This is a genomic window from Pseudomonas sp. W5-01 (assembly GCF_046540435.1).
In the GTDB taxonomy this organism is placed as follows: Bacteria; Pseudomonadota; Gammaproteobacteria; order Pseudomonadales; family Pseudomonadaceae; genus Aquipseudomonas; species Aquipseudomonas graminis_B.
Genome location: NZ_JAXCIP010000004.1, coordinates 326,885 through 344,260 on the forward strand (window position 1 = coordinate 326,885; position 17,376 = coordinate 344,260).

The window sequence follows — 17,376 nt, forward strand, 5'->3', positions numbered from 1 at the left end:
TGGATTTTTCTAGCCCCGCCGATCAAGCACGTTCACCACCAGCCGATCCAGCCATCCCCATACGCGCTCCTGAACCCGTCGCCACAGCGGTCTGGATTTCCAGCCGTCCAGAGTAATTTCGCTGCTCACGGCGAAATCCTTGGTGAAGCTGGTGGTCACGGCACGGGTCAGCGCGGGGTCGATCGCTTCGAGGTTGGCTTCCAGATTGAAGCGCAGATTCCAGTGATCGAAGTTGCATGAGCCAACGCTGACCCAGTCGTCGATCAGCACCATTTTCAGGTGCAGGAAGCACGGCTGGTATTCGAAGATTTGCACCCCGGCCTTGAGCAAGCGCGGGTAATAACGGTGGCCAGCGTAGCGAACCGAAGGGTGATCAGTGCGCGGACCGGTGAGCAGCAGGCGCACATCGACGCCCCGGGACGCCGCTCGGCGCAAGGCACGGCGGACTTTCCAGGTCGGCAGGAAATACGGCGTCGCCAGCCAGATGCGCGTCTTGCTGGTGTTCAGTGCACGCACCAGTGACTGCACGATATCCCGGTGCTGACGGGAATCGGCATAGGCCACACGACCCAGCTCATTCCCGCTGACGGGTGCCTTGGGCAGACGCGGCAGACCGAAGTTTTCCGCAGGCCGCCATGCTCGCCGCCGAGGGTTGGCGTGGAACTGGCGGTCGAACAACGCTTGCCAGTCGATCACCAGCGGCCCGCGAATCTCGACCATCACCTCATGCCACTCGCTGCTGTTCAGGTCCGGGCGCCAGAACTCGTCGGTGACACCCGTCCCGCCCACCACCGCCAGCTCTTTGTCGACCAGCAGCAGTTTGCGGTGGTCGCGGTAGAGGTTTCGAAAGCCACGCCGCCAATGGACGGGATTATAGAAACGCAGAATCACGCCGGCGTCTGTCAGGCGCTTGCGCAGGCTGATCGTAAACGCCGCGGCACCAAAGCCATCGAACAGACAACGCACGATGACCCCGCGATTCGCCGCACCGACCAGCGCCTGCACGATCGCTTCGGCGCAGGCCCCGGCTTCCACCAGATACAGTTCAAGCTCTATTTGCTGCTGCGCGCCTTCAATCGCAGCGATCATGCGCGGGAAGAACGCCGGGCCGTCGATCAGCAGGTTGAACTGGTTTTCCTCGCGCCACGGAAAAATCGCGCCCCTCATGAGCGGGCCGGCCGGGCGTTCAAAGCAGAGGCGTCAGCGACGAGGACCGCGAGGGCAAGCGAGGTGGGAAGGCAAATGGACATGCGGACTCCAGAGGGTGCGATGCGCAACCCTATCCGGCTGTCTGACCGCACGCAAACTTCAACGTTCTACGGCACCGGCGGCGACAAACGACAGCCCTGGCGCGGGCCCTCCCACTGCGCTGCGCTCTCGCGGCCCAGCCCTGTCGCAGTGATGCGCTTGTTCAGCGCGTCTTCGTCGAGGGTGCTCGGCAGCCACTGCTTCACGTAGCGGCGGCAATAGTCTGCAGGGTTATCCATGACGAAGTGGCACGAGCAGTATTCCTTGGCGGTGTAGGCGCTGATGATGCTGGGGAATACCTGCAGCTGAACGCGCCAGTTCCAGATCAGGCCGGTAATGATCAGCAGCACCAGTATGAAGAAGCTGCGGAACGGGCGGCGTCGGATGAATGCCTTGCGAGCGTTCATTGATTACCCTCCCCGGCCACGGCCTTCAGCGCCAGCTTGAGCAACTGGTTGTGGTCATAAGTGCCGTCGCGATCGTCGGCGTAGCGAACGATCACCAGCTTCGCGCTGGGGATCACGTACAGCGCCTGCCCCCAATGGCCGAGTGCGGCGAAGGTGTCGGGAGGTGCGTCGGGCCACGGACCGACGTTGCCGTCGGCGGTCTTGTTCAGCCACCAGTGACCGCCGGGGGCTTCATCGGCCGGGGTCTGGGTAAGGGATTTGAACGGCGTCAGGTTGAAATCAACCCAGGCCTTGGGCAGCAACTGGCGGTCTTGCCAGCGCCCGCCGCGTTCCATCAGCAGGCCGATGCGCGCAAGGTTACGGGCCGTCATGTACGCGTAGGACGACCCGACAAAAGTGCCGGTGGCGTCGCGCTCCCATGTGGCGCTGGTGATGCCCAGCGGGTCGAACAAGGCGGTCCAGGGGTAATCAGCGTAGGCGCGTTCACCCACCATGCCTTTCAGCGCAGCGGCGAGGACGGTGCTGTCGCCGCTGGAATAGCGGTATGAAGTGCCCGGCGCACTGGCGGTGCCGTGCTCAGCGGTGTATCGCGCCATGTCGCCCCGCCCTCGGGTATAGAGCATCGCGACGACCGACGAGTTGAGCGGCGCGTATTCATAATCTTCCTGCCAGTCGAGCCCCGAAGCCCAGTGCAGCAGGTCCTGAAGTTTGATATCGGGATGCGCGCTGAAAGGCGGGTAGAACCTGGCGACGGCGTCTTCAAGCTTGAAACGGCCTTCACCAAAGGCGACGCCCAGCACGCTCGCCAGAATGCTTTTGCTGATCGACCAAGTCAGGTGCGGGGTGTCTGCACGGGTCACGCCGCCGTAGCGTTCATACACCACTTCACCGTCGTGAATGATCAGCAGAGCGTCTGTGCGCACGCCTTCGCGGGAGGCTTCGTCGCGGGCCGGGAAGGCATAGCTGTCCAGAGCGGTGACTGCATTATTTCGATTGAGCAGTCGCTCGGACCAATCCGGCGCAGGCCAGGTTTCGGCAGCGGCCGTACAGCTGATGAGGAACAGCGCAAGGGTGAACAGCAGACGGGTCATGGAGGGGACTCGGGCTCGGATGCAGGCAACCTAGCAGGCAATGATGACAGCCCATTGAACGCAACCCCCTGTCACGCAACCATCACCAAAGCTTAATGGTCGTGACACGGCCCCTCCCTAGCCTGAATTCGTACAGCAATGCTCGAACAATCAGTCGACCCGCCTGGACGAAGGCGGGATTACGGAGACGCCGCATGACTCAGATCGCCAGCATTCGAGACACCCGAACCGAACGTCGCCTGCAGGCTGAACGCCTGGTCGGTGAGAAGGCCCTGCAGGAAGCACAGGCGTTGCGCTTCAGTGTGTTCAGTGGCGAATTCAACGCCAGGCTCAAGGGCGCCGAGCTGGGCCTGGATATCGATGATTACGACGTTCACTGCATGCACATTGGCGTGCGCGATCTGAGCAGCGGTCGCCTGGTCGCCACCACCCGTTTGCTTGACCACAAGGCCGCCAGCACCCTGGGCAAATTCTACAGCGAAGAAGAATTCAGCCTGCACGGCCTGCGCCATTTACAGGGCCCGATCCTGGAGTTGGGCCGGACCTGTGTCGATCCCTCCTACCGCAATGGCGGCACCATCGCCGTGTTGTGGAGCGAACTGGCCGAGATCCTCAACGAAGGCGGCTACAGCTACCTGATGGGCTGCGCCAGCATTCCGATGCAGGACGGCGGCATTCAGGCCCACGCGATCATGCAACGCCTGCGCGAACGTTATCTGTGCAACGAACACCTGCGCGCCGAACCGAAGAATCCCCTGCCGATGCTGGACCTGCCCAACAACGTGATCTGCGAGATGCCGCCCCTGCTCAAGGCTTACATGCGCCTGGGCGCGAAGATCTGTGGCGAGCCGTGCTGGGACGAAGATTTCCAGGTCGCCGACGTCTTCATCCTCCTCAAGCGCGACGAGCTGTGCCCACGGTACGCTCGCCACTTCAAGGCAGCGGTGTGATGAGCACCTGGCGCAGTCATGCGCGCGTGGTGCGGGTGCTCTGGGTGATTGCGCTGGGCTTGAGCATCGCCGGCACCTTTGCCCTGATGGAACGCCTGCGCATCGGCAATTCCATGGCCCGTCGCCAGCGCTGGACCGCCTGGTTCATGGCGCGCCTGAGTGCCGCGCTGCCGTTTCGCGTGACAGTCAGCGGCAAGCTGCCGAGCGAGCCGATGTTGTGGGTGAGCAATCATGTGTCGTGGACCGACATCCCGCTGCTGGGCATGCTGGCGCCGCTGTCGTTCCTGTCCAAGGCCGAAGTGCGCACCTGGCCGGTGGCGGGCTGGCTGGCCTTGAAAGCCGGCACACTGTTCATTCGCCGGGGCTCGGGCGACAGCAAGCTGATTCAGAAGCAGATGGGCCAGCACTTGCTCGGCAGGCATTCGCTGGTGATCTTCCCCGAGGGCACCACCACCGACGGTCGTAGCTTGCGTACCTTCCACGGCCGCCTGTTGTCGAGCGCCATTGAAACCGGCGTGCCGGTACAGCCTGTTGCCATTCAATACGTGCGGGACGGCCAGCCGGATCAGATTGCGCCGTTCATAGGCGACGACGACCTGCTCTCGCACCTGCGTCGGCTGTTCGCAAATGAAGTGAGTGAAGTGCATATCCAGCTGCTCTCGCCAATCGCTTCTCAGGGGAAAGAACGCGCAGCGCTGGCGTTCGAAGCGCAGCAGGCGGTACAGGTCGCGCTGTTCGGTGAGGCGGTTCAACCGGCGATGGTGCGTTCCGCCGCCAAGGCCGCCTGAGCAAACGCCTGAAGTTCAGGATAAAACGCGCTGAAATCGTCACTCAGTGGTCGATACAGCGCGTGCAACTCTTGGTTGACCCCGGCCAGCCCTTCCGGCCGTGTCAGGCGACGCGAGATGCCAGCCAGTGCATCGCCCACCACCGAAAACTCACGGTACGAACCCAGCCAGTCTTGCGCCGCCATGCGTGGCGCAATCAGCGCCAGACGCTCCGGTAACGCAGGCTCTTCGGCCAGCACGTGGTAGACCTTTCCGGTGAAGGTATCCAGCGGCTCAAGGGAATACAGGTGCCAGTCCCGCGCCAGGCAATGGTCGAAAAACACATCCAGCGCAATGCCGGCATAGCGGCGACGGCCATCGGGAAAGCGTCCCAGTGCCTGCTTGATCAGCGGATGCGAATCAGTGAATGCATCGATTCGCCGGTGCAGACGAATCGCGCTTTCGATGTCTGCCGGGAAGCGCCCCGGCAGCAGCCCTTTGACGAAGTCGCCGTACAGGCTGCCCAGCAATTGCGCCGGGGCCTGCCCGCCGAGGTGCAGGTGTGCGAGGTAATTCATGGTTGTTGCCTATTGCTGCGAGCCTTTTTTCTGCGCCTGACTCCGCCGAAGGTGCGGGGACTCATGCGCAATGACGCTCGTACAGTCGCCACATTCCCTGCGCCTGTAAAGCGGGAATGCCCGTCAACGCTCTACCAACAGATCAGCCCAGCGCCATATCGTTATAACCCGATATAACGAACCAGCCCGTCCTAAGCACTTATTCATATTTGTATATCGCGATTTATAGATATAAGGTTCGCCCCATCGCGATACAGCGCACCTGCACTGAGAACGACATGCCTACCGACATCGATATCGACGAAATCATCAAAGCCCTCGCCCACCCGGTTCGCCGGCAGATTCTGGACTGGCTCAAAGACCCGGTTACGACTTTCCCCGATCAGCGTCACACCATTGATGGCGGTGTGTGTGCGGGGCAGATCGACCAGCGCGCCGGTCTGTCGCAGTCGACCGTTTCGGCCCATCTGGCAACGTTGCAACGGGCCGGCTTGATTACCAACCAGAAACACGGCCAATGGCATTTTTTCAAGCGCAACGAAGACGTCATTCAGGCGTTCTTGCAGCAACTGACGCAGCGGCTCTGAGCCCCTCGCCCCACATCCAGGAGACGCAACGTGCCCCTTTCACTACTCATTCTGGCCCTGAGCGCCTTTGCCATCGGGACGACCGAATTCGTCATCATGGGCTTGCTTCCCGACGTCGCCAGCGATTTGGGCGTCAGCATTCCCGGTGCCGGCTGGCTGGTGACCGGCTACGCCCTGGGCGTTGCAATCGGCGCGCCGTTCATGGCGATGGCCACCGCCAAGTTGCCGCGCAAAGGCGCGTTGGTCACGTTGATGGGCGTCTTCATCATCGGCAATCTGCTCTGCGCGCTGGCGGCGGACTACAACATTCTGATGTTCGCCCGCGTGGTCACCGCGCTGTGCCATGGCGCGTTCTTCGGCATCGGGTCGGTGGTAGCGGCAAATCTGGTCCCGGCCAATCGTCGCGCTTCGGCCGTCGCGCTGATGTTCACCGGCCTGACCCTGGCCAACGTCCTCGGCGTCCCGTTGGGCACTGCACTGGGGCAACAGGCCGGCTGGCGCTCGACCTTCTTCGCGGTGACGGTGATTGGCGTCATCGCCTTCATCGGCCTGATTCGCTTCCTGCCGAGCAAGCGCGATGAGGAGAAACTCGACATGCGCGCCGAGCTGGCCGCGCTCAAAGGCGTGGGCATCTGGCTGTCGCTGAGCATGACCGCGCTGTTCGCCGCCTCTGTGTTCGCCCTCTTCACCTACGTTGCGCCACTGTTGGGCGAAGTCACCGGCGTCTCGCCGCTGGGCGTGACCTGGACGCTGATGCTCATCGGCCTCGGCCTGACGCTGGGCAATATCATCGGTGGCAAACTCGCCGACCGCCGACTGGCCGCCACGCTGATCGGCGTGTTCATCGCCATGGCAGTGATCTCCACGGTGCTGAGCTGGACCAGCACGGCGCTGATCCCGGCTGAAATCACCCTGTTCCTCTGGGCCACCGCTGCGTTCGCCGCCGTGCCTGCCTTGCAGATCAACGTGGTGACCTTCGGCAAGGCCGCGCCCAATCTGGTGTCCACCCTGAACATCGGCGCCTTCAACGTCGGCAACGCGCTGGGCGCCTGGGTCGGCGGCAGCGTCATCGCCCATGGCTTCGGCCTGACCACCGTGCCGCTGGCTGCTGGCGTTCTGGCGGTGCTGGCGCTACTGGTTACGTTGATCAATTTCCGTCAGCGCAACGATGTCGAAATGGCCCCTGTGACCAACTGATTCCCCGAATTTGAAACCTGCGGATCCACCTTTTACCGACTGCACTAAGGATTTCACGATGACCACGATTTTTGACCCGATCAAGATGGGTGACCCGGAACTGGCCAACCGCATCATCATGGCGCCGCTGACCCGCTGCCGCGCCGACGAAGGCCGCGTACCCAACGCGATGATGGCCGAGTATTACGTACAGCGCGCCTCGGCCGGTCTGATCATCAGCGAAGCGACTTCGGTCATGCCCATGGGCGTTGGCTACCCCGACACCCCCGGCATCTGGTCCAACGATCAAGTGCGCGGCTGGGCCAACATCACCAAAGCCGTGCATGCCGCCGGTGGCAAGATCGTGCTGCAACTGTGGCACGTGGGTCGCGTTTCGCACCCGACTTATTTGAACGGCGAAACCCCGGTTGCGCCGAGCGCCATCCAGCCAAAAGGCCACGTGAGCCTGGTGCGTCCGCTGTCTGATTACGTCACCCCTCGCGCACTGGAACTGGCTGAAATCGAAGAGATCGTCGACGCCTACCGCGTCGGTGCCGAGAACGCCAAGGCCGCCGGCTTTGACGGCGTAGAGATCCACGGCGCCAATGGTTACCTGCTCGACCAGTTCCTGCAAACCAGCACCAACACCCGCACCGATGCCTACGGCGGCTCGCTGGAAAACCGCGCACGCCTGCTGCTGGAAGTGACCGACGCCGCCGTTGACGTCTGGGGCGCTGGCCGTGTCGGCGTGCACCTGGCACCCCGCGCTGACGCGCACGACATGGGCGACGCCAACCTGGCAGAGACCTTCACCTACGTCGCCCGCGAATTGGGCAAACGCGGCATCGCGTTCATCTGCGCCCGCGAACGTGAACTCGACGACAGCCTGGGCCCACGCCTGAAAGAAGCGTTCGGCGGCGTGTTCATCGCCAACGAGAAATTCACCAAAGAAAGCGCCAACGCCTGGCTGGCGAGCGGCAAGGCCGACGCCGTCGCCTTCGGCGTGCCCTTCATCGCCAATCCCGACCTGCCGGCACGTCTGGCCAAGGATGCCCCGCTCAACGAACCTCATCCCGAAACCTTCTACGCCAAAGGCGCCGAAGGCTATGTGGATTACCCGACGCTGTAAGTACAGAAGACGCGGAGCGTCGAGGGCTGCGTTTCCACGCAGAGCGTGGGAACGATCGGCAACGGTAGACCGGGGACAGATTAATTTACGGAGAAGCGCTGTAAATAAATCAGTCCCCTCTAGCCGCTGTCCCCTCTAGCCGCTCACTGGCCCCTTCCCGGCTAAAGCCGGTCCCACTAAAAGCATAGCCTCCAGCCAGTAAGACCGGCGGCGGCTGTAAGACCAGCTTTGACTGTAGGACCGGCTTCAGCCGGGAAGCTTTTGATCTGCTTTTGATTTGCTTTTGATCTTCCTGCGCAGCAAGCCCAGTCACCACAAATCGCGACTTGGGTGCAGGCTGAACGCAGGTCTCGCGCAGTGGGCCGAGCCGCAGGGATGCGGCGAGAGCGCCGTCAGGACATGGATGTCCGTTCGGCGCGGGCCCACGGAGCGGGACCGGAGTGAGGGAACCCTGACGAAGGAAGGGCCCAACCAGGAGCAGGCACCCTTGGTTACTTGGGGTGCTTTTCCAAGTAACTCGCCGAAGGCGAAACCCGAGGCCGTTAGGCCGACGCCTTTGATCTACTGCCCCCGCGCATTAATCTGCTGCGACAACGTCTGAATCTGACTCTGCAACGTATTGATCGTCCGCGTCATCTGACCACGAAACGCATCAAACTCCGCCGTGCTGGCACCCGACGAAGCAGCCGCCGGACGATTCTCCAACTCACTCTTCACCACCACCATATCCTGCTCAAGCTGCTCGATCGCCTGACTGCCATTCGCCTTCTTCAGACTCGCCACGTCCGCGCTCAAGCCCTTCAACTGCGACTCCAGACGCTCCTGCTCAGACTGCGCCGACTTGCCATCCGGCATCGCTGCCTTCAACGCTGCCAGCTCCGTGGTCACGGCCTTCACCTGATCCTGCAACTGCTGATTGACCGCCTGCTGCTGCGCACTCTGCGTACTGATCTGCTCCAGCCGCTTGTCCAGCCCGCCCTGCAAACCTGCCACACCCTGCTGCTGCTTGCTCTGATCAGCCAACTGATCCTGCAACTGCTTGATCTGCGCCTTCAGCGCCTCGCTGCTGCTCGCCATCGACTCGGTGGCCACCACCTTGCCGGAAATATCCTGCAAGCGCCCCGCCGCCTCCTCACTGATCCGCGCGAAGCTTTCCTGCGTCGCCACCAGTTGCTGCTCCATCAACGAGACCTGCTGAAAACTCCACCAGCCCAGGCCGCAAAACGCGATAAACAGCACACAGATTAACGCCCACAACGCACCGGTACCGGGCGCCTTCACCTTCACCACCGGCGTATCACGGGAATACACCGTCGTGCGCTCGCGGGCGCCCGGTGGCGGCAGAAAGTCATCGTCATCGTCTTTGGCGCTGAGGCTCGGGACGTCATCGACGTCGTCATAGGGATCTTTGCGCATGGATTTACCTTTGAAAAAACCGCTGAATCTGAATGGCTCGCAGTATAACCACGGATGTTGAAGCCTTTTACAACGCTCCGCCGTGCTGGGCTTTCCACCAGCCGCAGAACTCGTCGAGGGCGGTCCACACGCTGACGTCGGGCTGGTAATCCAGATAATGCCTGGCGCGATTGATATCAAGCGTGAAATCCCGGCTCATCACCTGTATCCCGATGCGCGACAGCGTCGGTTCAGGTTGCCCGGGCCAGATCAGGCACGCCGCCTCGTTCATGGCCGCCGCGGTGTACGCCAGGCCGTAAGACCGATAACGCCTGACCGGTGGCAAATCCATCTGGCGCATGACGTAATTGACCACGTCCCAGAGCGGCACCGGCGCGCCATTACTGATGTTGTAGGCCTTGCCCAGCGCCGAACCCGCCGCCAGCAAACTGCTGAGCAGCGCTTCATTGAGGTTTTGAATGCTGGTGAAGTCGACCTTGTTCAGGCCGTTGCCGATGATCGACAAACGATTCTTGCGCTGCATCTCCAGCAGTCGCGGGAAAATGCTCGTGTCACCTGCGCCCGTCACAAAACGAGGACGCAGGGCGATCACTTCCAGACCGAACTCTTCAGCACCAAATACTTTTTGCTCGGCCAGGTATTTGGTCGCGGCGTAGTGATTGCCGAAGCGCTTGGGCACTTGCTCCTCACGGATATCGAGGTGCGATCGGCCATCGAAATAGATCGAGGGCGAGGACAGATGCACCAACCGCCGGACTCTCTGTTTCAGGCAGGCTTCAACGACGTTTTCGGTGACTTGAACGTTGCCCTGATGGAAGTCCTGGCGTCGTCCCCATGTGCCCACCGCACCCGCGCAATGGACCACGGCTTCGACGTCGTCACACAGCGCATGAACGAGTTCCGGATCGGAAAGATCGCCCTGGATGAACTCGGCCCCGCGCCGCACCAGATGCTCGACACCCTCCGCACGACGGCCGTTGACCCGGACGTTCAAGCCTTGCTCCAGCGCGAAACGCGCGAAGCGTCCGCCAATGAAGCCGCCTGCGCCGGTGACCAGAATTTTCATTGCCTGCTCCGTTTAATCATCTTTTGCCAGTGATCGCCGCGGCTGCTCTGCGACCGATCCTACAATCTGCTGCGTCGACTACTGACGTTCATTCAGGCTGCAACGGCACCAGCCATTGCCCCGCTTTTTTCGCCAGATGGTCCGTCAGCTCCGTCAGCAAGCGACCGCCATTGCGCCAATGATGCCAGTACAACGGCACATCAATGCAGTGATCGGCCAGCAACTCGACCAGTTGACCGCTCGCCAATTGCCCGCGGACCTGCAATTCCGGCACCAGTCCCCAGCCCATTCCAGCTTCGACCATGCGCATGAAGCCCTCGGACGAGGGACACAAATGATGCTCGAAACCGCCATCGACGCCCAGCGAAGCGAGGTAGCGGTGCTGCAGGAAATCATCCGGGCCGAACACCAGCGCGGGCGATCGGGCGACCGCTTGCGGCGTCACGCCCTGCGGGAAATGCCGATCGATGAAGTCAGGGCTGGCCAGCGCCCGGTAGCGCATGGCGCCGAGCAACACACTTCGCGCCCCCGCCACCGGCCGTTCACTGCCGCACAGACACGCGGCCACGTCACCGGCGCGCATGCGTTTGAGCCCGACATCCTGATCCTCAACCACGAGATCAGTGAGCAATCGATGCTCGGCGCAGAAGTCCCCGACCGCGAGGGCCCACCAGGTCGCCAGGCTGTCGGCGTTCAGTGCGATGCGCAGGCGCTCGGGCATGCCGCCTTCGTCCAGCGCGGGCACCACGCTTTGCAGATCCCGCTCCAGCAAGCGCACCTGCTGGACATGGTTGAGCAAGCGCCGGCCGATGTCTGTCGGCGTGGGCGGCGTCGCCCGGACCAGTACTGGCTGGCCGACCCGCGCTTCCAGCAGCTTGATGCGCTGGGACACCGCCGACTGCGAAAGGCCAAGCACGTGCGCAGCACGCTCGAAGCCGGCTTGCTCGATCACCGCTGCCAGCGCGGAAAGCAACTTGTAGTCGAACATCAGTTTCTCTAATGGGTGATGAGCTTTATTGGTTTTTCTTATACTCGCTCTCGCCTGACAATCGCCACCACTGACTGATGCCCACCTCAACAAACGGCGAATATCAATGACTGGCGAAACCTCCCTCAGCGCGTTGCTGCGCAGCATGGACCCCGAACTGAACGAAGGTGATTACGTGTTCTGCACCGTGGCTGACAGCAGCCACGTGCAAGGTGTCGAGGTGATCGGCAGCTTCCGGGAACGTGAAGGCCTGACCGTCATACTTGAACGCAGCCAGGCGCAGCAACTGGGCCTGGCCAGCGATTACGTCATGGCCTGGATTACCCTGACCGTCCATTCCTCACTCGCGGCCGTCGGGCTGACCGCCGCGTTCGCCAGCGCCCTGGGGCAGGCGGGCATCAGTTGCAACGTGGTCGCGGGCTTTTACCACGACCATCTTTTCGTGGGTAAGGACGACGCGCTGGAGGCCATGAGCACCTTGCGCGCACTGGCGACGAGCGCCTGATCCCGTCCATCCCTGAACTGATCGAGGCCCGACATCATGTGGCAAAGCTACCTCAATGGCCTGTTGGTTTCCCTCGGGCTGATCATGGCCATCGGCACCCAGAACGCTTACGTGCTGGCGCAAAGTCTGCGTCGCGAACACCACCTGTCCGTGGCCTTGCTGTGCATCGTGTGCGACGCCCTGTTGGTGGCCGCCGGCGTGTTCGGGCTGGCCAATGTGCTGGCCCACAACCCGACGCTTCTGGCGGTGGCGCGCTGGGGCGGAGTGGTGTTTCTGCTGTGGTACGGCGCCATGGCTTTGCGCCGCGCGTTGTCACCGCAGAGCCTCGCCAACGGCGACACCGACGGCCAGCGGTCACGCCGCGCGGTATTGCTGACCGCCCTGGCGGTGACCTTGTTGAACCCGCACGTTTATCTCGACACGGTACTGCTGATCGGCTCGCTCGGCGCGCAGCAAACGGTGCCCGGCGCCTATGTGGCCGGTGCAGCCAGCGCTTCGGTATTGTGGTTTTCGACGCTGGCGATCGGCGCCGCCTGGCTGGCGCCGTGGCTCGCGCGCCCGGCCACCTGGCGCCTGCTGGACCTGATGGTCGCGGTGATGATGTTCAGCGTGGCGGTGCAATTGATCAGAACGGCGTGAAAACCCAAGCCTGCCACTGCGCTTTCAGCGCAATGCTCTGGAACCTCTATCCCACACTGTTGTTGCGTGGTTAAGGTCCGGGGCCGGTGCTATGATCCAGCCCCTGCGCTGCAAAGAGTACAAACTCGCCAGCGTAAGTTCTGTCTGGCCGCCCGTGATCGGCCTTGCGCAAACCGCAACTGACCTGATTAGGAGAATTACCATGGCTTTTGAATTGCCTCCGCTGCCGTACGCACATGATGCTCTGGCACCGCACATCTCCAAGGAAACTCTGGAATACCACCACGACAAGCACCACAACACCTACGTCGTGAACCTGAACAACCTGGTGCCAGGCACCGAGTTCGAAGGCAAGACTCTGGAAGAAATCGTCAAGACGTCCTCGGGCGGTATCTTCAACAACGCCGCTCAAGTCTGGAACCACACGTTCTACTGGAACTGCCTGGCGCCAAACGCCGGCGGCCAACCGACCGGCGCTCTGGCTGATGCAATCAACGCTGCGTTCGGTTCCTTCGACAAGTTCAAGGAAGAATTCAGCAAGACCTCCATCGGCACGTTCGGCTCCGGCTGGGGCTGGCTGGTGAAGAAAGCTGACGGTTCCCTGGCACTGGCCAGCACCATCGGCGCCGGCAACCCGATCACCAGCGGCGACACCCCGCTGCTGACCTGCGACGTCTGGGAACACGCTTACTACATCGACTACCGTAACCTGCGTCCAAAGTACGTCGAGGCGTTCTGGAACCTGGTCAACTGGAAGTTCGTTGCCGAGCAGTTCGAAGGCAAAAGCTTCACCGCCTGATGAATGCTTGAATGCTCGAATAAAAAAAAGCCCGGCACGTCCGGGTTTTTTTTTCGCCTTCTGTTTGTCGTTTATGTATTGTCTGGAAGCGATAGCCGACTAATATCAAATTTCGTGCTGATTCAAACGGCTGGGCTCAAGTTCTTCCCGCGGACGACCGACACAGTACGGTTAGCCTGAGTGGTCTGCCTGTTAAGTGTTTTCCCGATTGATGGGGTCAGGCGCAAGCCAGACGCGTCTGATCCGAATGCCTGCATTGCCCGTGCGTGCACACAGTCAGACCGCTATCAGCATGGATGAAGGAATGGCCATTTGAAGCTGGAACTCAAACACAGCTTGTCGGTGAAGCTGCTTCGCGTTGTGCTGCTTTCAGCGCTGATCGTTGGGGTCGTGCTCAGTTGCGCACAGATCGTCTACGACGCATACAAAACCCGCCAGGCCGTTGCTTCGGACGCAGCGCGTATCCTCGACATGTTTCGCGACCCGTCGACACAGGCCGTCTACAGCCTGGACCGGGAAATGGGCATGCAGGTCATCGAAGGGTTGTTTCAGGACGAAGCGGTGCGACTGGCGTCCATTGGTCATCCCAACGAGACGGTGCTCGCCGAGAAATCCCGCGCCCTCGAAGTCACCCCTACCCGCTGGCTCACCGATCTGATCCTTGGCCAGGAACGCAGCTTCACCACCCAACTGGTCGGCCGCAGCCCGTACAGCGAATACTACGGCGACCTGCGCATCACCCTGGACACCGCCACCTACGGCGAAACCTTCCTCACCAACTCAATGATCATCTTCATCTCCGGCGTGTTGCGCGCGCTGGCGTTGGGTCTGGTGCTATACCTGGTTTACCACTGGCTGCTGACCAAACCGCTGTCGAGAATCATAGAGCACCTGACTACCATCAACCCCGACCGCCCCAGTGAACACCAACTGCCCCTGCTCAAAGGCCACGAAAAAAACGAGCTGGGGATCTGGGTCAACACCGCCAACCAACTGCTGGCGTCCATCGAGCGCAACACCACCCTGCGCCACGAGGCTGAATCCAGCCTGTTGCGGATGTCCCAATACGACTTCCTCACCGGGCTGCCCAACCGGCTGCAACTGCAGAAGCAACTGGACAAAATCCTCGTCGACGCCGGTAAGGTGCAGCATCGGGTCGCGGTGTTATGCGTCGGGCTGGATGACTTCAAAGGCATCAACGAACAATTCAGCTATCAGGCCGGCGATCAGTTGCTGCTGGCCCTTGCCGATCGATTGCGCGGCCACAGCGGACGCCTCGGCGCCCTCGCCCGCCTGGGCGGCGACCAATTCGCGCTGGTCCAGGCCGATATCGAACAGCCTTATGAAGCCGCCGAGTTGGCGCAGAACATCCTCGACGATCTGGAGGCGCCCTTCGCTGTTGATCAGCAAGAGATTCGCTTGCGCGCCACCATCGGCATCACGCTGTTCCCCGAAGATGGCGACAGCACCGAGAAGCTGCTGCAGAAAGCCGAGCAGACCATGACACTGGCCAAGACCCGCTCGCGCAATCGCTACCAGTTTTATATCGCCAGCGTCGACAGCGAGATGCGCCGTCGACGTGAGCTGGAGAAGGACCTGCGCGAGGCCATGGCCCGCGAGCAGTTTCACCTGGTCTATCAGCCGCAGATCAGCTACCGCGACCACAGTGTGGTCGGCGTCGAAGCACTGATCCGCTGGATTCACCCGGAACACGGCTTCGTACCCCCTGACCTGTTCATCCCGTTGGCCGAGCAGAACGGCACCATTATCGCCATCGGCGAGTGGGTGCTGGATCAGGCCTGTAAACAGCTGCGCGAATGGCACGATCAAGGCTTCAGCGACCTGCGCATGGCGGTGAACCTGTCCACCGTGCAGCTGCACCACGCCGAATTGCCGCGGGTGGTGAACAACCTGCTGCAGATCTACCGCTTGCCGCCCCGCAGTCTGGAGCTTGAAGTCACCGAAACCGGCCTGATGGAAGACATCACCACCGCCGCCCAGCACCTGTTGAGCCTGCGCCGCTCCGGGGCGTTGATCGCCATTGATGACTTCGGCACCGGTTATTCATCGCTGAGTTATCTGAAAAGCCTGCCGCTGGACAAGATCAAGATCGACAAGAGCTTCGTGCAGGATTTGCTCGACGACGATGACGACGCGACGATCGTGCGCGCCATCATCCAGCTTGGCAAAAGCCTGGGCATGCAGGTGATTGCCGAGGGTGTGGAGACCGCCGAGCAAGAGGCGTACATCATTTCCGAGGGTTGCCACGAGGGTCAGGGCTATTTTTACAGCAAGCCACTGCCTGCGCGGGAACTGCTGGTTTACCTCAAGCAAGCCCAGCGCACTCACAGCGAGGCGCTGTAGCACGCCTGCCTTGCGACGAAGAGGCAGCCGTTGCGCGGATTCCCCCTCGCCATTGCGACGCGGCACCTTACCTCTCCCTTGAAACAGCTTGAAATATCTCCCTCAGACTGCCTGGGCAAATGGCCTTTACACCGAATGCAAATCTTTCGCATTATGGCGCAGCATTTTTTGGCGTTCGCCACCGTTTACACCTCTTCTCGATGCAGGATTCCGTCATGATTCGTATGCCCCTGGCAACCGCAAGTCTGCTGGCTGTCGCTATTGCTCTGGCCGGTTGTGATCAAGGCAAGGACAAACCCGCCGCTGCAGCGCCTGCCCCGGCACCTGCCGCAGCCGCCGCCCCAGCCACAGCGCCGACCCCCGCCGCTGCACCGACCCAGTCCAGCGAAGCCGCCACCAAAGCAGTGGTCGCCAACTACGCCAACATGGTATTTGCCGTCTTCAGCGACGCCGAATCCACTGCCAAAACCCTCAGCACGGCAGTCGACGCTTTCCTCGCCACCCCCAATGACCAGACCCTGAAAGCAGCGCGTGCAGCGTGGGTCGCGGCGCGGGTGCCTTACATGCAAAGCGAAGTGTTCCGCTTCGGCAACACCATCATCGACGACTGGGAAGGTCAGGTGAACGCATGGCCGCTGGACGAAGGCTTGATCGACTACGTCGCCAAGGATTACCAGCACGCACTGGGCAACCCGGGCGCCACCGCCAACATCATCGCCAACACGTCGGTGCAAGTGGGCGAGGACAAAGTCGACGTCAGCGAAATCACCCCTGAAAAACTCGCCAGCCTGAACGAGCTCGGCGGTTCGGAAGCCAACGTGGCGACCGGTTACCACGCCATCGAATTCCTGCTCTGGGGCCAGGACCTGCACGGCACCGGCCCGGGCGCCGGCGAGCGTCCGGCCAGCGACTACATCGAAGGTCAGGGCGGCACCGGCGGCCACAACGACCGCCGTCGCGCCTACCTGAAGGCCGTCACCGACCTGCTGGTGAGCGACCTCGAAGAAATGGTCAACAACTGGAAACCGGGCGTCGCCGACAACTACCGCGCCACTCTGGAAGCAGAATCCGCCGAAAGCGGGCTGCGCAAAATGCTCTTCGGCATGGGCAGCCTGTCGCTGGGTGAACTGGCAGGCGAACGCATGAAAGTCGCGCTGGAGGCCAATTCCAGCGAGGACGAGCACGATTGCTTCAGTGACAACACCCACAACTCGCACTTCTACAACGGTCTGGGCATCCGCAACGTTTACCTGGGCGAATACACCCGCGTGGACGGCAGCAAAGTGACTGGCCCAAGCCTCTCTTCGCTGGTGGCCAAGGCCGACGCTGCGACCGACCAGACCGTTCGTGCCGACCTCGACGCGACCCAGGCAAAGCTGCAGGTCATCGTCGACCACGCCAACAAGGGCGAGCATTTCGACCAGCTCATCGCGGCTGGCAATACAGCAGGCAACGAGGTGGTGCGCAATGCCATTGCTGCGTTGGTCAAACAGACCGGGGCCATCGAGCAAGCGGCCGGCAAGCTGGGCATCACCGACCTGAACCCGGACAACGCCGACCACGAGTTCTGATCCCCATCACGTCCGCTTCAAACCCTGTGGGGGCGCGCCTTCTGGAGTGAAGCCGGTCCAGCTGCAAACAAATGCCGACCCGACCACGGGCCGGC

Annotated in this window: 17 protein-coding genes; 10 read left to right on the plus strand and 7 right to left on the minus strand. The window is 61.8% G+C overall.

The features are described from left to right. Positions 1-9: 9 nt before the first annotated feature. From SLW75_RS14970 to SLW75_RS14980, 3 genes are all read right to left on the minus strand, one after another. Positions 10-1,167 carry a phospholipase D-like domain-containing protein gene (locus SLW75_RS14970; protein ID WP_410934827.1) on the minus strand — a complete coding sequence of 386 codons (1,158 nt, stop codon included), beginning with the start codon at positions 1,165-1,167 and terminating at the stop codon, positions 10-12. A 149-nt stretch (positions 1,168-1,316) separates the two neighbouring features. Next, positions 1,317-1,655: an amidase gene (locus tag SLW75_RS14975; protein WP_410934828.1), complete on the minus strand. Its 339-nt coding sequence runs from the start codon at positions 1,653-1,655 to the stop codon at positions 1,317-1,319. Then, positions 1,652-2,746, minus strand: coding sequence for a serine hydrolase domain-containing protein (locus SLW75_RS14980; protein WP_410934829.1), 1,095 nt, complete (start codon positions 2,744-2,746; stop codon positions 1,652-1,654). The genes SLW75_RS14975 and SLW75_RS14980 overlap by 4 nt, the downstream gene beginning before the upstream one ends. A 194-nt stretch (positions 2,747-2,940) precedes the next feature. Here SLW75_RS14980 and olsB point away from each other — a divergent pair, with 194 nt between their 5' ends. Together olsB and SLW75_RS14990 are read left to right on the plus strand one after the other, a co-directional pair. After that, complete coding sequence (gene olsB, locus SLW75_RS14985) at positions 2,941-3,696, plus strand: L-ornithine N(alpha)-acyltransferase (RefSeq protein WP_410928496.1); 756 nt, start codon at positions 2,941-2,943, stop codon at positions 3,694-3,696. After that, complete coding sequence (locus SLW75_RS14990; protein WP_296316016.1) at positions 3,696-4,484, plus strand: lysophospholipid acyltransferase family protein; 789 nt, start codon at positions 3,696-3,698, stop codon at positions 4,482-4,484. The genes olsB and SLW75_RS14990 overlap by 1 nt, the downstream gene beginning before the upstream one ends. Here the strand turns inward: SLW75_RS14990 and SLW75_RS14995 are convergent. Further along, a complete protein-coding gene (locus tag SLW75_RS14995; RefSeq protein WP_410934830.1) occupies positions 4,445-5,041 on the minus strand; it encodes an ACP phosphodiesterase in 597 nt (198 codons plus the stop codon). The two genes, SLW75_RS14990 and SLW75_RS14995, sit on opposite strands and share 40 nt — an antisense overlap. A 278-nt stretch (positions 5,042-5,319) precedes the next feature. Here SLW75_RS14995 and SLW75_RS15000 point away from each other — a divergent pair, with 278 nt between their 5' ends. Genes SLW75_RS15000 through SLW75_RS15010 form a run of 3 tightly spaced genes read left to right on the plus strand, consistent with a single transcriptional unit; the run spans position 5,320 to position 7,933 of the window. After that, positions 5,320-5,628 carry an ArsR/SmtB family transcription factor gene (locus SLW75_RS15000; RefSeq protein ID WP_065992224.1) on the plus strand — a complete coding sequence of 103 codons (309 nt, stop codon included), beginning with the start codon at positions 5,320-5,322 and terminating at the stop codon, positions 5,626-5,628. Between the two features lie 30 nt (positions 5,629-5,658). Then, complete coding sequence (locus SLW75_RS15005) at positions 5,659-6,825, plus strand: MFS transporter (protein WP_065992222.1); 1,167 nt, start codon at positions 5,659-5,661, stop codon at positions 6,823-6,825. A 58-nt stretch (positions 6,826-6,883) separates the two neighbouring features. Continuing rightward, positions 6,884-7,933, plus strand: coding sequence for an alkene reductase (locus SLW75_RS15010; protein WP_410934831.1), 1,050 nt, complete (start codon positions 6,884-6,886; stop codon positions 7,931-7,933). A gap of 561 nt (positions 7,934-8,494) precedes the next feature. Here the strand turns inward: SLW75_RS15010 and SLW75_RS15015 are convergent. The 3 genes from SLW75_RS15015 to SLW75_RS15025 all read right to left on the minus strand — a co-directional run bounded on the left by SLW75_RS15015 (position 8,495) and on the right by SLW75_RS15025 (position 11,403). After that, positions 8,495-9,349: an ATPase gene (locus tag SLW75_RS15015; RefSeq protein ID WP_410934832.1), complete on the minus strand. Its 855-nt coding sequence runs from the start codon at positions 9,347-9,349 to the stop codon at positions 8,495-8,497. 67 nt (positions 9,350-9,416) lie between these two features. Further along, entirely contained in the window at positions 9,417-10,415 is a 999-nt protein-coding gene (locus tag SLW75_RS15020) for an NAD-dependent epimerase/dehydratase family protein (RefSeq protein WP_410934833.1), read from the minus strand. 88 nt (positions 10,416-10,503) lie between these two features. Then, the gene (locus SLW75_RS15025; RefSeq protein WP_410934834.1) at positions 10,504-11,403 is read right to left on the minus strand and encodes a LysR family transcriptional regulator ArgP; all 900 of its coding nucleotides are present in this window, start codon (positions 11,401-11,403) and stop codon (positions 10,504-10,506) included. Between the two features lie 106 nt (positions 11,404-11,509). On the opposite strand from SLW75_RS15025, the gene SLW75_RS15030 reads away from it, so the two are divergent. From SLW75_RS15030 to SLW75_RS15050, 5 genes are all read left to right on the plus strand, one after another. Continuing rightward, positions 11,510-11,908 (plus strand): ACT domain-containing protein, encoded by a 399-nt coding sequence (locus SLW75_RS15030; protein ID WP_410934835.1) that lies wholly within the window; start codon positions 11,510-11,512, stop codon positions 11,906-11,908. Between the two features lie 36 nt (positions 11,909-11,944). After that, positions 11,945-12,547, plus strand: coding sequence for a LysE/ArgO family amino acid transporter (locus SLW75_RS15035; RefSeq protein ID WP_410934836.1), 603 nt, complete (start codon positions 11,945-11,947; stop codon positions 12,545-12,547). Positions 12,548-12,749: 202 nt separating this feature from the next. Continuing rightward, positions 12,750-13,346: a superoxide dismutase gene (locus SLW75_RS15040; RefSeq protein ID WP_065992213.1), complete on the plus strand. Its 597-nt coding sequence runs from the start codon at positions 12,750-12,752 to the stop codon at positions 13,344-13,346. A 312-nt stretch (positions 13,347-13,658) separates the two neighbouring features. After that, positions 13,659-15,710, plus strand: a complete 2,052-nt coding sequence (locus tag SLW75_RS15045) for a putative bifunctional diguanylate cyclase/phosphodiesterase (protein WP_065992207.1) — start codon at positions 13,659-13,661, stop codon at positions 15,708-15,710. 215 nt (positions 15,711-15,925) lie between these two features. Beyond that, a complete protein-coding gene (locus SLW75_RS15050; protein WP_065992202.1) occupies positions 15,926-17,281 on the plus strand; it encodes an imelysin family protein in 1,356 nt (451 codons plus the stop codon). Positions 17,282-17,376 lie beyond the last annotated feature (95 nt).